15 protein-coding genes are annotated in these 14201 nt (G+C 71.3%); 9 read left to right on the top strand and 6 right to left on the bottom strand.

Translation table 11 applies throughout. From position 1 onward, the window contains the following. Nucleotides 1-1440 (bottom strand): aminotransferase-like domain-containing protein, encoded by a 1440-nt coding sequence (locus ACTRO_RS10040; RefSeq protein WP_051450604.1) that lies wholly within the window; start codon nt 1438-1440, stop codon nt 1-3. On the opposite strand from ACTRO_RS10040, the gene ACTRO_RS10035 reads away from it, so the two are divergent. Continuing rightward, a complete protein-coding gene (locus ACTRO_RS10035; protein WP_051450603.1) occupies nt 1439-2341 on the top strand; it encodes a DMT family transporter in 903 nt (300 codons plus the stop codon). The genes ACTRO_RS10040 and ACTRO_RS10035 overlap by 2 nt on opposite strands. A gap of 34 nt (nt 2342-2375) precedes the next feature. On the opposite strand, the gene ACTRO_RS10030 is transcribed toward ACTRO_RS10035, so the two are convergent. Next, on the bottom strand, nt 2376-2681 hold the full coding sequence (locus ACTRO_RS10030) for a hypothetical protein (RefSeq protein ID WP_034262880.1): 306 nt from the start codon (nt 2679-2681) through the stop codon (nt 2376-2378). 216 nt (nt 2682-2897) lie between these two features. Between ACTRO_RS10030 and ACTRO_RS10025 the strand changes: the two genes are divergently transcribed. Further along, complete coding sequence (locus ACTRO_RS10025) at nt 2898-3623, top strand: gamma-glutamyl-gamma-aminobutyrate hydrolase family protein (RefSeq protein ID WP_034274088.1); 726 nt, start codon at nt 2898-2900, stop codon at nt 3621-3623. Between the two features lies 1 nt (nt 3624). Here the strand turns inward: ACTRO_RS10025 and ACTRO_RS10020 are convergent, their stop codons facing one another. Then, nucleotides 3625-4707, bottom strand: a complete 1083-nt coding sequence (locus ACTRO_RS10020) for an LOG family protein (RefSeq protein ID WP_211244176.1) — start codon at nt 4705-4707, stop codon at nt 3625-3627. Between the two features lie 185 nt (nt 4708-4892). Here ACTRO_RS10020 and ACTRO_RS10015 point away from each other — a divergent pair, with 185 nt between their 5' ends. Together ACTRO_RS10015 and ACTRO_RS10010 are read left to right on the top strand one after the other, a co-directional pair. After that, entirely contained in the window at nt 4893-6467 is a 1575-nt protein-coding gene (locus tag ACTRO_RS10015) for a chitinase (protein ID WP_051450602.1), read from the top strand. A gap of 98 nt (nt 6468-6565) precedes the next feature. Then, nucleotides 6566-7294: a hypothetical protein gene (locus tag ACTRO_RS10010; protein WP_034262879.1), complete on the top strand. Its 729-nt coding sequence runs from the start codon at nt 6566-6568 to the stop codon at nt 7292-7294. Nucleotides 7295-7354: 60 nt separating this feature from the next. On the opposite strand, the gene ACTRO_RS10005 is transcribed toward ACTRO_RS10010, so the two are convergent. After that, complete coding sequence (locus ACTRO_RS10005) at nt 7355-7984, bottom strand: TetR/AcrR family transcriptional regulator (protein ID WP_169739865.1); 630 nt, start codon at nt 7982-7984, stop codon at nt 7355-7357. A 91-nt stretch (nt 7985-8075) separates the two neighbouring features. Between ACTRO_RS10005 and ACTRO_RS10000 the strand changes: the two genes are divergently transcribed. The 4 genes from ACTRO_RS10000 to ACTRO_RS09985 all read left to right on the top strand — a co-directional run bounded on the left by ACTRO_RS10000 (nt 8076) and on the right by ACTRO_RS09985 (nt 11261). Beyond that, the gene (locus ACTRO_RS10000; RefSeq protein ID WP_034262877.1) at nt 8076-9233 is read left to right on the top strand and encodes an acyl-CoA dehydrogenase family protein; all 1158 of its coding nucleotides are present in this window, start codon (nt 8076-8078) and stop codon (nt 9231-9233) included. Between the two features lie 84 nt (nt 9234-9317). Beyond that, a complete protein-coding gene (locus ACTRO_RS09995; RefSeq protein WP_034262875.1) occupies nt 9318-9752 on the top strand; it encodes a GNAT family N-acetyltransferase in 435 nt (144 codons plus the stop codon). Between the two features lie 131 nt (nt 9753-9883). Beyond that, entirely contained in the window at nt 9884-10555 is a 672-nt protein-coding gene (locus ACTRO_RS09990) for a FadR/GntR family transcriptional regulator (protein WP_034262873.1), read from the top strand. A 142-nt stretch (nt 10556-10697) separates the two neighbouring features. Further along, a complete protein-coding gene (locus tag ACTRO_RS09985; protein WP_051450600.1) occupies nt 10698-11261 on the top strand; it encodes a 2'-5' RNA ligase family protein in 564 nt (187 codons plus the stop codon). An 18-nt stretch (nt 11262-11279) separates the two neighbouring features. Here ACTRO_RS09985 and ACTRO_RS09980 read toward each other — a convergent pair whose 3' ends face one another. Further along, on the bottom strand, nt 11280-12938 hold the full coding sequence (locus ACTRO_RS09980; protein ID WP_034262871.1) for a DUF885 domain-containing protein: 1659 nt from the start codon (nt 12936-12938) through the stop codon (nt 11280-11282). Between the two features lie 101 nt (nt 12939-13039). Further along, on the bottom strand, nt 13040-13558 hold the full coding sequence (locus ACTRO_RS43125; protein ID WP_051450599.1) for a DUF1003 domain-containing protein: 519 nt from the start codon (nt 13556-13558) through the stop codon (nt 13040-13042). An 88-nt stretch (nt 13559-13646) separates the two neighbouring features. Between ACTRO_RS43125 and aroQ the strand changes: the two genes are divergently transcribed. Then, nucleotides 13647-14114: a type II 3-dehydroquinate dehydratase gene (gene aroQ, locus ACTRO_RS09970; protein WP_245594342.1), complete on the top strand. Its 468-nt coding sequence runs from the start codon at nt 13647-13649 to the stop codon at nt 14112-14114. Nucleotides 14115-14201: the final 87 nt, after the last annotated feature.

The following is a 14201-nucleotide window of genomic DNA, read 5'->3' as shown; positions in this document are numbered from 1 at the left end:
CTACAACTGCTGCGCGAGCAGCGGCGCCAACCTGCGGATACCCTCGTCGACGTCGGCGGCTGAGGGTGCTGCGATGTAGCTCAGCCGGACGTGCAGGGCACTGGTCTCCGCGGCGTGGTAGTACGCGCCAGGGGTGATCGCGACGTCGTGAGCGAGCGCCGCGGCGACGAAGTTCGCGTCGTCGAGGTGGGCGGGCAGCGCGACCCAGAGGTGGTAGCCGCCGGTCGGCCGGAGGGCCAACGCGTGGGGGCCGAACGTCGCCGTCACTGCCGCTACGGCCACCTCGCGACGGTGCTTGAGCGCCTGGGCGAGTGTCGCGAGGCCGCGCTTCCAGCTGGGCGCCGTCACCAACTCGAGCGCGGTCAGCTGCAGTGGCGCCGGGACGAACATCGTGTCGATCACGAGCGCCGACCGCAGCCGGGCCAGCACCGGGCCCCGCGCCGCGATCGCTCCCACGCGAAGGTTGGGCGAGGTCGCCTTCGTCAGGGATCGCATATGGATCACCCGGCCGTCCTCGTCCTCGGCGATCATCGGCTTCGGCGCCGGCACGGCGTCGGCGTGGGCCAGGTGCCGGGCGAAGTCGTCTTCGATCACGAACGCGCCGTACTTGCGGGCGATCGCCAGGATCTGCCGCCTGCGGTCTGCCGACAGGCATGCTCCGGTCGGGTTCTGATACAGCGGCTGAACGACGATGACGCGGGCGCGGCGGCGGGCCAGAGTCCGCTCGAGCTCGTCCACGTCCATGCCGTCGTGGTCGAGCGGAACGGGCAGTGTGCGCAGAGATGCCGCGTGCGCGGCCGCGATCGTGCCCGGGTACGTCGGCGACTCGACGACCACCGCGTCGCCCGGCCGGCACACCGCCCGTAACGCGGTCGAGAGCGCCGATTGGCCCGCGCCGCACACCAGGATGTCCTGCCGGCCGAGGCCCGCGCCGATGTCCGCGGCGAACCAGTCGCGCAGCTCCGGCACCCCGCTGACCGACGGGCGATCCCAAGCGCCGGCGCGCTTCGAGGCGCGGGCCGAGGCGGCAGTCAGGGCAGGGAGTGGCTGCAGGTCGGGGTGGAGGTAGCCGCCGTTGAGGTCGATGATGTCCGGCCCGGCGGTCGCGAGCGTGCCGAGCAGGGCGGGCGCCTTGAAGCTCCGGGGGAGCGCGCCGCCTTCGAGGTCCTGGTCCGCTCGATCGAGCGCGGCGGACTGCCAGGATGTGTCGCCGGCCGGCTTCCTCGCTCGCGTCTCGGTGCGGAACGTGCCGGCGCCGGGCCGGGAGGCGATCAGGCCGCGTTGGGTGAGTAGCGATAGCGCTTGCGAGATCGTGGTGCCGCTCGCGGCGAACCTGCGCACCAGCTCTCGGTGCGTCGCGATCCGAGTTCCCGAGGGCAGCGGCTCGATTTCGCGTGCCAGAGCGTCCGCGATCCCGGCACCACTGCTATCGTTGTTCATGGAGATCGATGATAGCGCTCTTGCATCTCGCCGCATATCGCCACTGTCGAACGGCACCGTGCTCGCCTCGCTCGGCGTCCTCGGCTTCTCGCTGAGCCTCCCGGCGACGCAATGGGCCCTGGACGGCTTCGGGCCGTGGAGCGTGGCCGGAGTACGCGGCACGCTGGCCGCCGTTCTCGCCCTCATAGTTCTGCTTCGTTCCCGCGCAGCTCTGCCCGCGCGCGGCGACTGGCCGGCGCTCGCGATCGTCGCAGGAGGCTGCGTGATCGGCTTCCCGCTGTTGACCGCGTTCGCTCTGCGGACCGCGTCCACGGCGCACTCCGCCGTCGTGATCGGCGCGCTGCCGATGGCCACCGCCGCCGCGTCCGCGTTCCGCTCCGGCCGTCGTCCGTCGCCGGTGTTCTGGGCTGCGGCCGGGGCGGGCGCGGCCGTCGTCGTCGCGTTCACGATCTCGCAGAACCACGGCCGGCCCACGATCGCAGACCTCTACCTGCTCTTGGCCCTGCTCGGGTGCGCCGCCGGCTACGCCGAGGGCGGCCGGCTCGCCGCGCACCTGCCCGGCTGGCACGTCATCGGGTGGGCGATCGTGCTGGCCGCGCCGGTCGACGTCGCCGTGAGCGCGACGGCGCTGGCGCACGAGCCGGTCCACCTCACCGCGAAAGCCTTGGCCGCCATGGCCTACCTCGCCGCGATCTCGCAGTTCGGCGGTTTCGTCCTCTGGTATCGCGGCATGGGCGCCATCGGGGTCGCGCGGGCGAGCCAGCTGCAACTCGCGCAGCCGCTGCTGACCATCGTCTGGGCGGCACTGCTGCTGGGGGAGCACTTCACCGCCGCCGTCCCGTTGACGGCGGCGGTGGTGTTCGGCTGCATCCTCGTCACGCAGCGGGCACGGACATCCTGAGCGCTGCGCCGCCGGGATCCCTGCCGGCTCGGTCCTACAGGCCGTTCTTCACGGCGTTCGCGGCGAGCAGGCCGGTGACCAGGCTGCCGATGACCAGCAGGTAGCCGACCGTGAGCCAGTAGAACCGGCCCCGCCGCACGACGCCCGAGACGACCGCGAACAGCGCGGCCAGCACCGGGGAGATCACCAGCGGAAGCAGGTAGGTGACCAGCGGGGCGTGGCCGGTGCCGTTGGTGAGCAGGTTGTCGGCGAAGCACCCCACCGCACCGCCCACCGCGAGCAGGGGCAGCAGTATCGCCGCCCAACTGGCCGAGCGTCTCGCCTCAAGCTGCTGCTGCATCCGGATCGCTTTCTCGTTCGCTTTTAGAGCTGTATCGTACGCGGCCCGGCCGGTGTGTGCGGCCCCGCCCGCCGCCCTCGGCCGGCGCCGTCCGCGCCGGCGCTCCGCGGTCGCGCGAACCTGTCCGATCCCTGCGATACCTCGGCGCCCGGCCGCGGCGTCCGCGCTGGTCGCGCGCCGAGCCTAAACCGCCGTGTGAAGGGAAAGAGCAACCAGGTGAACAGACTTTCGCCCCGCTCTCGGCGCCCGCTGATAGGCCTGACCGCCTACCGCGAGCACGCTTCGTGGGGCGTGTGGCACACGCAGGCGGCGCTGCTGCCGCACAACTACGTGGACTTACTCACCCAGGCCGGCGGTGTGCCGGTGCTTCTGCCGCTCAGTTCCGACGACGCGGCCCCGCAGCTGATGAGCACGCTCGACGGCCTGATCGTGACCGGCGGGCCGGACATCGAGCCGGTGCGCTACGGCGCCGCGCCGGACCCGTACGCCGAGCGCTTCCAGTCCGATCGGGACACCTGGGAGAGCGCGCTGCTGGCCGCCGCGCTGCAACTGGACCGGCCGGTGTTCGGGATCTGCCGCGGCATGCAGTTGATCAACGTGCACTGCGGCGGGACGCTGGTGCAGCACCTGCCCGAGCTCTCCGGCGGCCAGCGCCACCGCCCCGCCCCCGGCGTCTTCGGCACGGTGCGGGTGCGCCTGGACACCGCGGCCATGCCCGGCTCGCTGCTCGGTCCCACCATCGACGTGCCCTGCTACCACCACCAGGCCGTGGACGTGCTGGGGGAGGGGCTCAAAGCGACCGCGTGGGCGCAGGACGAGACGGTCGAGGCGGTCTGGAATCCGGACCGCCGCTTCCTGCTCGGGGTCCAGTGGCACCCCGAGATCCGTGACGACCCGGCGCTGTTCGCCGCGCTGGTCCGCGCCGCCTCCGCGTCGCCGTGAATCAGGGCCTGGACAGCAATATGCCGGCTTCGGCGACCGTGTCCACCAGGTGCAGCGTCGCCTCCATCGGCCGCCCTTCGGCGAGTCTGCGCAGCAGCGGCCAGGCCGGGATCACCTTGGTCCAGTAGGCCACACCGACCAGGATCATCCGGCGCGCGCGGGATCCGCCGTAGTACGCCGGGGTCGCGGCCTGGAAGACCTCTTGCACGGTGCCGGCCGCTCCGGGCAGGTACACCAGCGCCGAATCCGAGTGGGCGAGCAGCACGTCCTCGCGCAGCGCGTTCGAGAAGTACTTGGCGATGGAGGTGGCGAACGCGTTCGGCGGCTCGTGCCCGTAGAACCACGTCGGCACCGAGAGCGACGCGCCCGCGCCGCCCACCGGGTACCGCCCGCGCACGGTGAACGCGACCCGGGCCCACGCGGTGACGTCCTGGAACGAGGGCACCCCGGCGAGCAGGTCGAGCGCCTCGGTCAGCGCGCCGTCCGGGTGCGGCGAGAGGTAGGCGCCCAGGTTCGCCGCCTCCATCGCGCCCGGTCCGCCGCCGGTGGCCACGGTGAACCCGTTGCGGGCCAGGCTGCGGCCGAGCAGCGCCGCCTGCGCGTAGCCGTCGGTGCCGCGCTCGAGCGCGTGGCCGCCCATCACCCCGACGATCCGGTGGCCCTTGGCCCACTCGTCCAGCGCGTCCGAGATCGCGTCGTCGTGCAGGGAGCGCAGCACAAGGGCGAGCACGTCCTCGCGGCCGCGCGGCTCCTGGTCCCACCGGTACGCGAGCGCGTCCGTGGTCTGCTCGTAGGGCTGGGAGGCGAGGTCCTGGTAGAGCTCGTCCGCGGTGTAGAGCGCTATCCGGTACGGGTCGAACGGCAGATGCGGGCTGGGCGGGAACACCAGCGCGCCGCGCTGGCGCAGATCGGCCGCCACCGAGTCGCTCAGCAGGCAGCCGAGGAACGCGGTGTCCGAGACCTCGGCCGCGCGCAGCTCCCATCCACGGTCCCTGAGATCAACGGCCTGAAGCCGGCATCCGGCCAGGCTGCCTGAGTGCGCCGCCACGTACGTGTCGAACTGGGCCAGCGATTCGATCTCCACGATCTTCGAGTCTAGCCCCTGCCCGTCGATCAGTGTTCCGCTTCGCACAAGACGGTCTTGAACCTTTCTTAGGGTTCGGGGTCTTGACGGCAGTATTGGTCTAGTCCAATCATTCTCTGCACACGGATCCTCCGGCGCACCGTGGCGTCGGGGGGCCGTGAGCGTGAAGGGACCCACCCGTACCCATGGCACCGAAGCACGCTCCCGGCTCGCGGCGCACCCGCGCCGCGATCGCCGTCTCGACGGCCGCGGCCCTGGCCGTCGGCGGTGCGATCTTCGCCGCGCAGGCCGAAGCGGCGAGCACCAACCTTCTGACGAACCCCAGTTTCGGCACCGGTTCGCTCTCCGGCTGGACCTGCGACGCCGGCACCGCCTCGGTCGTCACCAGTCCGGTCTATACCGGTGACACCTACGCCTTGGCGGGCGCCGCGAACAACACCGACGACGCCCAGTGCACCCAGACCGTCTCGGTCCAGCCGAACACCTCCTACACCCTGTCCGGCGAGGTCGAGGGCAACTACGTCTACCTCGGCATCGCCGGCGGCGCCTCCACCTGGACCCCGGCGGCGAGCAGCTGGACCTCCCTGTCGACGACCTTCACCACCACGGCGTCGCAGACCTCGGTCACCGTCTTCACCCACGGCTGGTACGCCCAGGGCACCTACTACGCGGACAACCTGGCGCTGACCGGCCCGGCCGGCGCGGGCTCCAGCCCGTCGGCCTCCCCGACCACCGCGTCGCCCAGCCCCTCGGCCTCGCCGAGCAAGTCCGCGAGCCCGTCCGCGAGCCCGTCGAAGAGCGCCTCGCCCTCGGCCAGCGCCTCGCCGACCTCCACCGGCACCACCGGCACCGGCTCCTCCGGCCTGCCCAAGCACGTGCTGGCCGGATACTGGCAGGACTTCAGCAACGGCGCCAAGGCCCTGACGCTCGCTCAGGTGCCGCAGGGCTACAACCTGGTCGATGTGGCCTTCGCCGACGCCGACTCGGCCAACGACGGCGGCGTGACCTTCTCCATCGACTCCGGCCTGTCCTCCGCGCTCGGCGGATACACGGCCGCGCAGTTCACCTCCGACGTCGCCACGCTGCACTCGCGCGGCCAGAAGGTCGTGCTCTCGGTCGGCGGCCAGAACGGCACCATCTCCATCAGCTCCTCGACCGCCGCGACCAACTTCGCCAACAGCGTGTACGCCCTGATGAAGCAGTACGGCTTCGACGGCGTGGACATCGACCTGGAGAACGGCGTCAACGCGACCTACACGGCCCAGGCCCTGCAGGACCTGCACAACCTGGTCGGCTCCTCGCTGATCATCACGCTGGCCCCGCAGACCATCGACGTCTACACCACCGGCGGGGACTACTTCCAGCTGGCCCTGGACATCAAGTCGATCCTGACCATCACCTACACCCAGTACTACAACAGCGGCTCGATGAACGGCTGCGACGGCAACGTCTACAGCGAGTCCACCGAGAACTTCATGACCGCGCTGGCGTGCACCGAGCTGGAGAACGGCCTGAGCCCGTCCCAGGTCGGCCTGGGCCTGCCGGCCTCCACCTCGGCCGCGGGCAGCGGCTACGTGGCTCCGAGCCTGGTGGACAACGCGCTCGACTGCCTGGCCGCCGGCACCAACTGCGGCAGCTTCGTCCCGCCGAGCAAGTGGCCCGGCATCGGCGGAGCGATGACCTGGTCGATCAACTGGGACGCGTCCAACGGCTACGCCTTCCTCGACACCGTCGGCGCGCACCTGGCCTCGATGTCCTGACCGGTGCCTGCCGGTAGCCGCGGCGCTACTCAATACTTTGGTAAAGAGTAGACCGGCTGCCTTGTCGGGCGCGGGGGTGCGTGCCAGGCTCACCGGCCATGGCACGCACCTACCAGTCCACGCTCTCTCCGCGCCGCCGCTGGGGCATCGCCTCGGCGGCGGCCGGAACCGCCCTCGCGCTCACCGCCGGGCTCGGCAACCCGTGGAGCCACTCCGCGATCAGCTCGCTGCCGAAGGACGCCGGGGCGAAGACGGTGCCGCTGCTGGCCGGCACTCTGCAGGTGTTCCACTGGACCACCGGCTCGGCCGCGATCGGGGGCAGCGCCCCCTGGGCGGCCGCCATCGTGCTCGACGCCGTCTGGCCCCTGCTCATCCTGCTCGGCGTGCGCGCGTTGGCCGGCGGCCTCGCGCTGCGGCGGGCGAAGCTGTCCCTGACCATCGGGGTCTGGGCGATGGCCACGCTCACCGGCGCGTTCGCCGGGCTGATCGCGGGCATCGTCGACCACCCGGCCGGCCACGCCGCGCGCGAAGCGTTCGGCACGGTCACCGCGCACAGCCCGGCCGGCGACATCCTGACCCTCCAGGCCGCGACCATGGCCCTGGTCGGCGCGTTGACCGGCTGGCTGCCGGGCTTCGCGGCGGCCGTCGCCTACGCGGTCAAGCGCACCGTCCCACCGGAGAAGACCGGCGAGGAGAACACCCTCAACGAGCTTTCCACCGGCCCCGACGGCACCCTGAGCCTCGAGAATCTCGAGGAGCTGCGCCGGGTCCGGCGCGAGGGCGGCAGCATGAAGGACGCGCGCACGAGCGAGTTCTTCAAGGTCTGACCCACCCGCGGCACCCGCCCGCGACCGCCGTCGGCTCCGGCCGGCGGCGGTCGTCGGCGTTCAGGGCCGGCGCGCGCGGCCGGCGGCGGCCCGGGAGTTGGGGTTGCGCGGCTCGTACCCGAGCAGCCGGTAGGCCAGGAACACCTGCCGCTCGACCAGGTCGTCGAGGGAGTCCGGCCCGTCCGGGCGGTACCACTGGGCCACCGCGTTGCACGAGGCGATGATGGTGCGCCGCACGTCGTCGGGGTAGGGCGTGGTGAAGATCCCGGCGGAGACGCCCGCGTCGATCGGCTCGCGGAACCGGTCGCTGGCCTGGCGCTGGCGGTCGCGGTAGCGCTCGCGCTCGGACGGCTCGAGCGCGCGGGCCTCGTTCATCAGCAGCAGGCTGGCCTCGGAGCGCTCGGCCCGGTAGCGCACCGTCGCGCCCACCACGGCGGCCAGCCGGCGGGCCGGATCGTGCCCGGCCTCGGCCAGGGCCTCGTCGCACCGGGCCTGGTAGTCGTCCATCCCCTCGTGCAGCAGCGCCGCGAGCAGCGCGTGCTTGCCCGGGTAATAGTGGTAGAGGGCGGACAGGCTCACCCCTGCCGCGGCCGCGATCTCGCGGATGGAGACCGCGTGGAAGCCCCGCTCGGCGAACTGCGCCGAGGCGGCGGCGAGCAGGGACTGGTGGCCTGCGGGGCGTGCGGCCACGGGGACCTCCGGTCTGGACAGCATGGGCTACTCACGAGTAGCTTAACGAGCGTTCGATGAGTAGGCGAGACCACAGGATAGGGGTACGAAGGTGCTTCGGAGCATCTACAACGAGGACCACGAGGCCTTCCGTGCCATGATCAGGGACTTCATCGAGTCCGAGGTCGTGCCGGCCTACCCGGAGTGGGAGAAGGCCGGCCACCCGCCGCGCGACTTCTACCTCCGGCTCGGCGAGCTCGGCGTGCACGGCATCCACGTGCCCGAGGAGTACGGCGGCGCCGGGGAGACCTCGTACAAGTTCGAGGCCATCATCATGGAGGAGACCTCCCGCGCGGGCGTGACCTTCGGGGCCGAGGGCATCCACGTCAACCTGGTCCGCCCCTACCTGCTCTCCTTCGCCTCCGAGGAGCAGAAGCAGCGCTGGATGCCCAAGTTCGTCACCGGCGAGATGATGGGCGCGCTCGCCATGACCGAGCCCGGCACCGGCTCGGACCTGGCCGGCATATCCACCACCGCGAAGCTCTCCGCGGACGGCACGCACTACGTCCTCAACGGCGCCAAGACCTTCATCTCCGGCGGCGTGCTGGCCGACCGCGTGCTCGTGGTCGCGCGCACCTCGCCTTCCACGCCGGAGGACCGCCGCGGCGGCCTGTCCATCCTGTTCGTCGACACCAAGTCCCCGGGCTACACCGTCGGCAAGAAGCTCGACAAGATCGGCCTGAAGACCTCGGACACCGCGGAGCTCGCCTTCCAGGATGTGAAGGTCCCGGTCGAGGATCTGCTCGGCGAGGAGGGACAGGCCTTCAAGTACCTGACCCACAACCTGGTCGAGGAGCGCCTCGCCATCGTCGTCGGCTCCACCGCGCAGGCCGCCGCGGCGATCGGCTTCGCCGTCGCGTACGTCAAGGAGCGCAAGGCGTTCGGCCAGCCGGTCGCCGCGTTCCAGAACACGAAGTTCGTGCTCGCCGACTGCGAGGCGGACTACCAGGCCGCGCAGGCGATGACCGACCGCGCGGTGGAGCTGTTCGACCAGGGCAAGCTCACCCCGGCCGACGCCGCGGCGTGCAAGCTGTTCTGCACCGAGGCGGCCGGGCGCATCATCGACAAGTGCCTCCAGCTGCACGGCGGCTACGGCTATATCAACGAGTACCCGATCGCCCGCCTGTACGCCGACACCCGCGTCTCGCGGCTGTACGGCGGCACCTCGGAGATCATGCGCACCATCATCGCGAAGTCGCTGGGGCTCTGAAGCTCGTCGCCGCGTGCCCGCCGGGCGTCTCGTCTGGCGGGCACGACTTCGTCATTCGACCACTGATGTGCTGGGATGGCCGTTATGGTGACGATTGCGATCCGCGCGGCCGAGCCGGAAGCGGTGGCCGAGGTACTGGAGTTCTGGCGCACGGCGGCCGAGGGCACGTCCGTCTCGGATGACCCGCGGGGTGTGCGGACCCTGATCGAACGCGACCCCGGCGCGCTGCTGCTGGCCTTCGACGGAGAGCGGATCGTCGGCAGCGTCATCGCCGGGTTCGACGGTTGGCGCTGCCACCTCTACCGGCTGGCGGTGGCTCCGGACCGGCGCCGCGAGGGCATCGCCTCGGCTCTGCTCGAAGCCGCCCACCAGCGTTTCGAATCCTTCGGCGGGCGACGCGTGGACGCGATGGTGCTCGAACGCAACGAAACCGGCCGCAAGGCGTGGGCGGCCGCCGGCTACGAGCGCGAGGACCACTGGCGCCGCTGGATCCGGCCGTTGGGCGAAAGGGCCGCCTGAGCAGGAGTTCGGGTCACCGGGAGTGGACACCCGGATCCGCTTCGCCTACTGTGTGCGCTCAGGCTCCGCACGGCACGATCATCGCCGGAGCTCGGCTTTCGACGAGCCTCAAGCGAAGGGGGCACGGGATCATGGCGGTCACCGACGAGGCGATCGAGAAGATCAAGGAGATGATCGTCTCCGGCGCGCTGCGTCCGGGCCAGCGGCTGCCCAAGGAGGCCGATCTGGCCACCGATCTCGGCCTGTCCCGCAACTCGCTGCGCGAGGCCGTCAAGGCACTGAGCCTGATGAACATCCTGGACGTGCGCCAGGGCGACGGCACCTACGTCACCAGCCTGGAATCCCCGCTGCTGCTCGAGGCGCTGAGCTTCATCGTGGACTTCCACCGGGACGACCAGGTGCTCGAGTTCCTCGCGGTGCGCCGGATCCTCGAGCCCGCCGCCACCGCGCTGGCCGCGCACCGGATGGGCGCCGCGGAGGTCGCGGAGCTGCGCGAGCTGCTCGGCACCTCCGGCCCGGCCGAGGGCATCGACAAGCTGATCGCCGCGGACCTGGAGTTCCACCGCCGGATCACCGCCGCCACCGGCAACCGCGTGCTGTGCTCGCTGCTCGACTCGCTCTCCACCCCGACCATGCGGGCCCGGGTCTGGCGCGGCCTGACCGAGCCCGCCGCGATGGAGCGCACCCTGGCCGAGCACGCGGCCATCCTCGACGCCATCGAGGCCCGCGACGCCGAGGCCGCCCGGGCCTGGTCCACCGTGCACATCGCGAACGTGGAGCGCTGGCTCGCCTCCGTGCTCTGAGGACGCCGCGTGCTCCGAGACGTTCTGGGCTCTGCGACGCTGTGTGCTCCGAGACGGTCTGGGCCGCGGAGTGCTCCGCGCGCTGAAACGTTCCGCGCGTTGAGCCCTTCTGCGCACCGAGACGATGTGGGAATATCAGGGCATGATCGTACCTGAGCCCCCGCCCGGCCGGGATGCCCCGCACAGTGCCGAAACCGACCACGTCGCGGGCGACACCGCACTGCTGGTCGGCCTGCCCGAGATCGGGCCGCACATCGAGAACTGGTTCGAGCGCGGACCGCACGACGGCATCGGCGCGCACGTGACCGTGCTGGTGCCGTTCCTGCCGGCCGATCAGATCGACGAGGCCGTGATCGAGAGTCTGGCCGGGCTGTTCCGCGGATTCGAGGCCTTCGACGTCCGGTTCGCGCAGACCGGACGGTTCCCGACAGTGCTCTACCTCAAGCCGGAGCCGGAGCGCACGTTCCGGGCGATGACCGACGCGGTCTACCGCGCCTGGCCGCACTATCCGCCCTATCAGGGCAAGTATGAGGACTCGACCCCGCATCTGACCGTGCTCATCGACGCCGAGGGCGATGACGAGTACGACGAGGCGCAGGCCGCCGTCGAGGCGTCGCTGCCGCTGGAAGCCCGCGCGGTCGCCGTCGACCTGCTCGTCTTCGACGGCGACCGCTGGAGCCTGCTGCACCGGCTTCCGCTCGGCTGAGCGGGCCGGGCCGGGCCGCTACAGCTCGGCCAGCACCTTCTGCAGCGGGTCGAGGCCGAGCGAGCCGAGGGCCAGCGCCTGGTCGTGGAACTCCTTGAGGCTGAAGGCGGAACCCTTGCGCGCCTTGGCCTGGTCCCGGGCCTCGAGCCAGATCTTCTCGCCCAGCTTGTACGAGGGCGCCTGGCCCGGCCAGCCGAGGTAGCGGTTGAGCTCGAACCGCAGGTTCGCGTCGTCCATCCGCGAGTGCGAGCGCAGGAACTCCCAGGCCAGATCGGCGTTCCAGACCTCGCCCTCGCGCCAGCCGGTGCCCGCCGGGATCGGCAGCCGCAGGTGCACGCCGAGGTCGACCACGACCCGCGCGGCCCGGAGCATCTGCATGTCCAGCATGCCCAGGTGCGCGCCCGGATCCTGGAGGTATCCGAGCTCTTCCATCAGCCGCTCGGAGTAGAGCGCCCAGCCCTCGCCGTGGCCGGAGACCCAGCACAGCAGCCGCTGCCAGCGGTTGAGCTTCTCCTGCTGGTGCACCGCGGCCGAGACCTGCAGGTGGTGGCCGGGCACACCCTCGTGGTAGACCGTGGTGACCTCCTGCCAGGTGGAGAACTCGTCGATGCCCTCCGGCACCGCCCACCACATCCGGCCCGGCCGGCTCCAGTCCTCGCTCGGACCGGTGTAGTAGACCCCGCCGTCGCCGGTCGGGGCGAGACAGGCCTCGATCCGCCGAGCCGGCTCGGGGATCTCGAAGTGCACCCCGTGCAGCTCGTCGATCGTGCGCTCGGCCAGGTCCTGCATCCAGGCCCGGAAGTTCTCCCGGCCGGCGATCCGGCGGGCCGGGTCGGCGTCGAGCAGCTCCATCGCCTCCATACCCGAGGCGTCCGCCTTGATCTTCCCGGCCACCCGGCGCTGCTCCGCGTCCAGCCGGGCCACCTCGCCCCAGCCCCACGCGTAGGCCTCGTCGAGGTCGATCTCGGCACCGAGGAACTCCCGGGACGCGCGCGCGTACCGCTCCCGGCCCACCGCGTCCTCCGGCTCGGCCAGGGGCAGCAGCTCGGACCGGAGGAACGCGCCGAGCTCGAGGGTGGCCTGCTCGGCGGCCGCGGCCCCCCGGTCGAGGTCGGCGCGCAGGGCGCCGTCGGCACCGAGCCGGGCGGCCAGCGACGCGTAGAAGCCGCCCCCGGGCTTGGCGTAGTTCTCGCACTGGATGGCCACCTCGCGCACCTGCCGCGCGGTCGGCACCCGTCCGTCCCGGGCCGCGGCCAGCAGCGTCTGGGACCACTGCCGGAAGGCCTCGGGCACCGCGGCCATCCGCTTGGCGATGTTGGCCTGCGCCGTCTCGCCCTCGGTCGGCATCAGGTCGAAGCCCTGGCGCACGGCCTGCGCGTACGACGCGATCACGTTGAGCTGGCGGGTGTCGTCCCCCGCGTCGTGCGCCTCCACGGCCAGGCCGAGCCGCTCGATCATGGCGAGCTTGGCGACCTTGTCGCTCGGCGTCTCGGCGGCGACGGACTCGACCGCGGCGAGGGTCGCGCGGTCGAGCTCCGCCCGCTCGTTGAAGCCGTCGACCGAGAGGTCGGGCAGACGGTCATCGTGCCCGACGATACCCGTGTAGGTGGCGAGGATCGGTTCGAGCGCGGCCACACGCTCGACGTAGTCGTCGGCGATTTCGTTGAGGGTGTTCATGGAGTGAGACACTAGCCGCTCGTCGCAGCCTGCGTCAGCATGCTTTCTCGCCGGTCGCGCCCGCGTCGGCGCCCGGCGTCGGCGCCCGGCGGCGGCGCCGGCTATTCGGCCGGGGCGGCCGGCGGCGCGTCCGCGGCCTCGACGTCCACGCCTTCGGGCAGGTCGATCACCGGCACCGGCTCGAGCCCGAGCTTCTGAGCCATCATCGTCAGCAGCTTGTCCTGGGCCACGAGGTGGGCCTGCAGCTGGGCGTTCTCGTGCAGCAGCGCGGTGACGTCGTGATAGGTGGCCTCGGCCCGCTTGTCCGCAGCTTCGGCCTGCACGTTCTGGCCGACCATGATGATGGAGAGCAGGACCAGCTGCAGGAACGTCTGGGCGATCCAGGCTATGAGGGTGCCTTCGCCGCCGCGTATCGCGCTGGGCAGGCTGAACAGGTCCATGATGCCGAAGACGTAGGCGCACCACATGCTGCCGACGACCTTGGTGATCCAGATGGCGAGATGGGTGTTGAAGCGGGCGACCGGGCTGCCGATGTCGTGTTGTTCGGCGACCTTGACCGGTCCCGCGGCTTTGCGAGCCGAGATGTGCGGATGCGCGATGTGCTCGTACAGGCTGCTCATGGCGATCTTCCCTCCGTGCCGGTGAATTCCGTCGGCCGCGCAGTCTAGCGGCGACGGCCGGGACAAGGCTGCGGCAAGATGGGCGATCGTGACCTCTGCACCCCACATCCCGACCACGTCCGCGCCGATCCTGGTCCTCAACGGCCCGAATCTGAACCTGCTCGGCGTCCGCGAACCGCACATCTACGGCCACGATCGGCTCTCGGACGTCGAAGCGCTCTGCGTCAAGACCGCGTCCGGCTACGGCCGCACGGTCGACTTCCGCCAGTCCAACCACGAGGGCGTCCTGATCGACTGGATCCAGGAGGCCCGGGAAGCGCACGTCGGCGTGGTGATCAACCCGGCCGGCTACAGCCACACTTCCGTCGCCCTGCACGACGCCCTCGCAGCGCTCGACGGCAAGCCGGTGGTCGAGGTGCACATCTCGAACATCCACAAGCGCGAGCCCTTCCGGCACCACTCTTATGTCTCTTCGGTGGCCGACGGCGTGATTGCCGGCTGCGGTGTGCAGGGCTACGCCTTCGCCATCGCACGGGTGTGCGCGCTGCTCGGCTGAACGAGGGAACGGCGTGCACGTGAGGTGGTCACGTGCACCCGTTCGGCCGAGCGCGCGTTGACAGGGCGTCAGCCTCCGGTGCCACAA

This window comes from Actinospica robiniae DSM 44927 (genome assembly GCF_000504285.1).
Taxonomy (GTDB): Bacteria; Actinomycetota; Actinomycetes; order Streptomycetales; family Catenulisporaceae; genus Actinospica; species Actinospica robiniae.
Note: the sequence above shows the minus strand (reverse complement) of the source record. Positions and strands in the feature narration are given on the sequence as shown.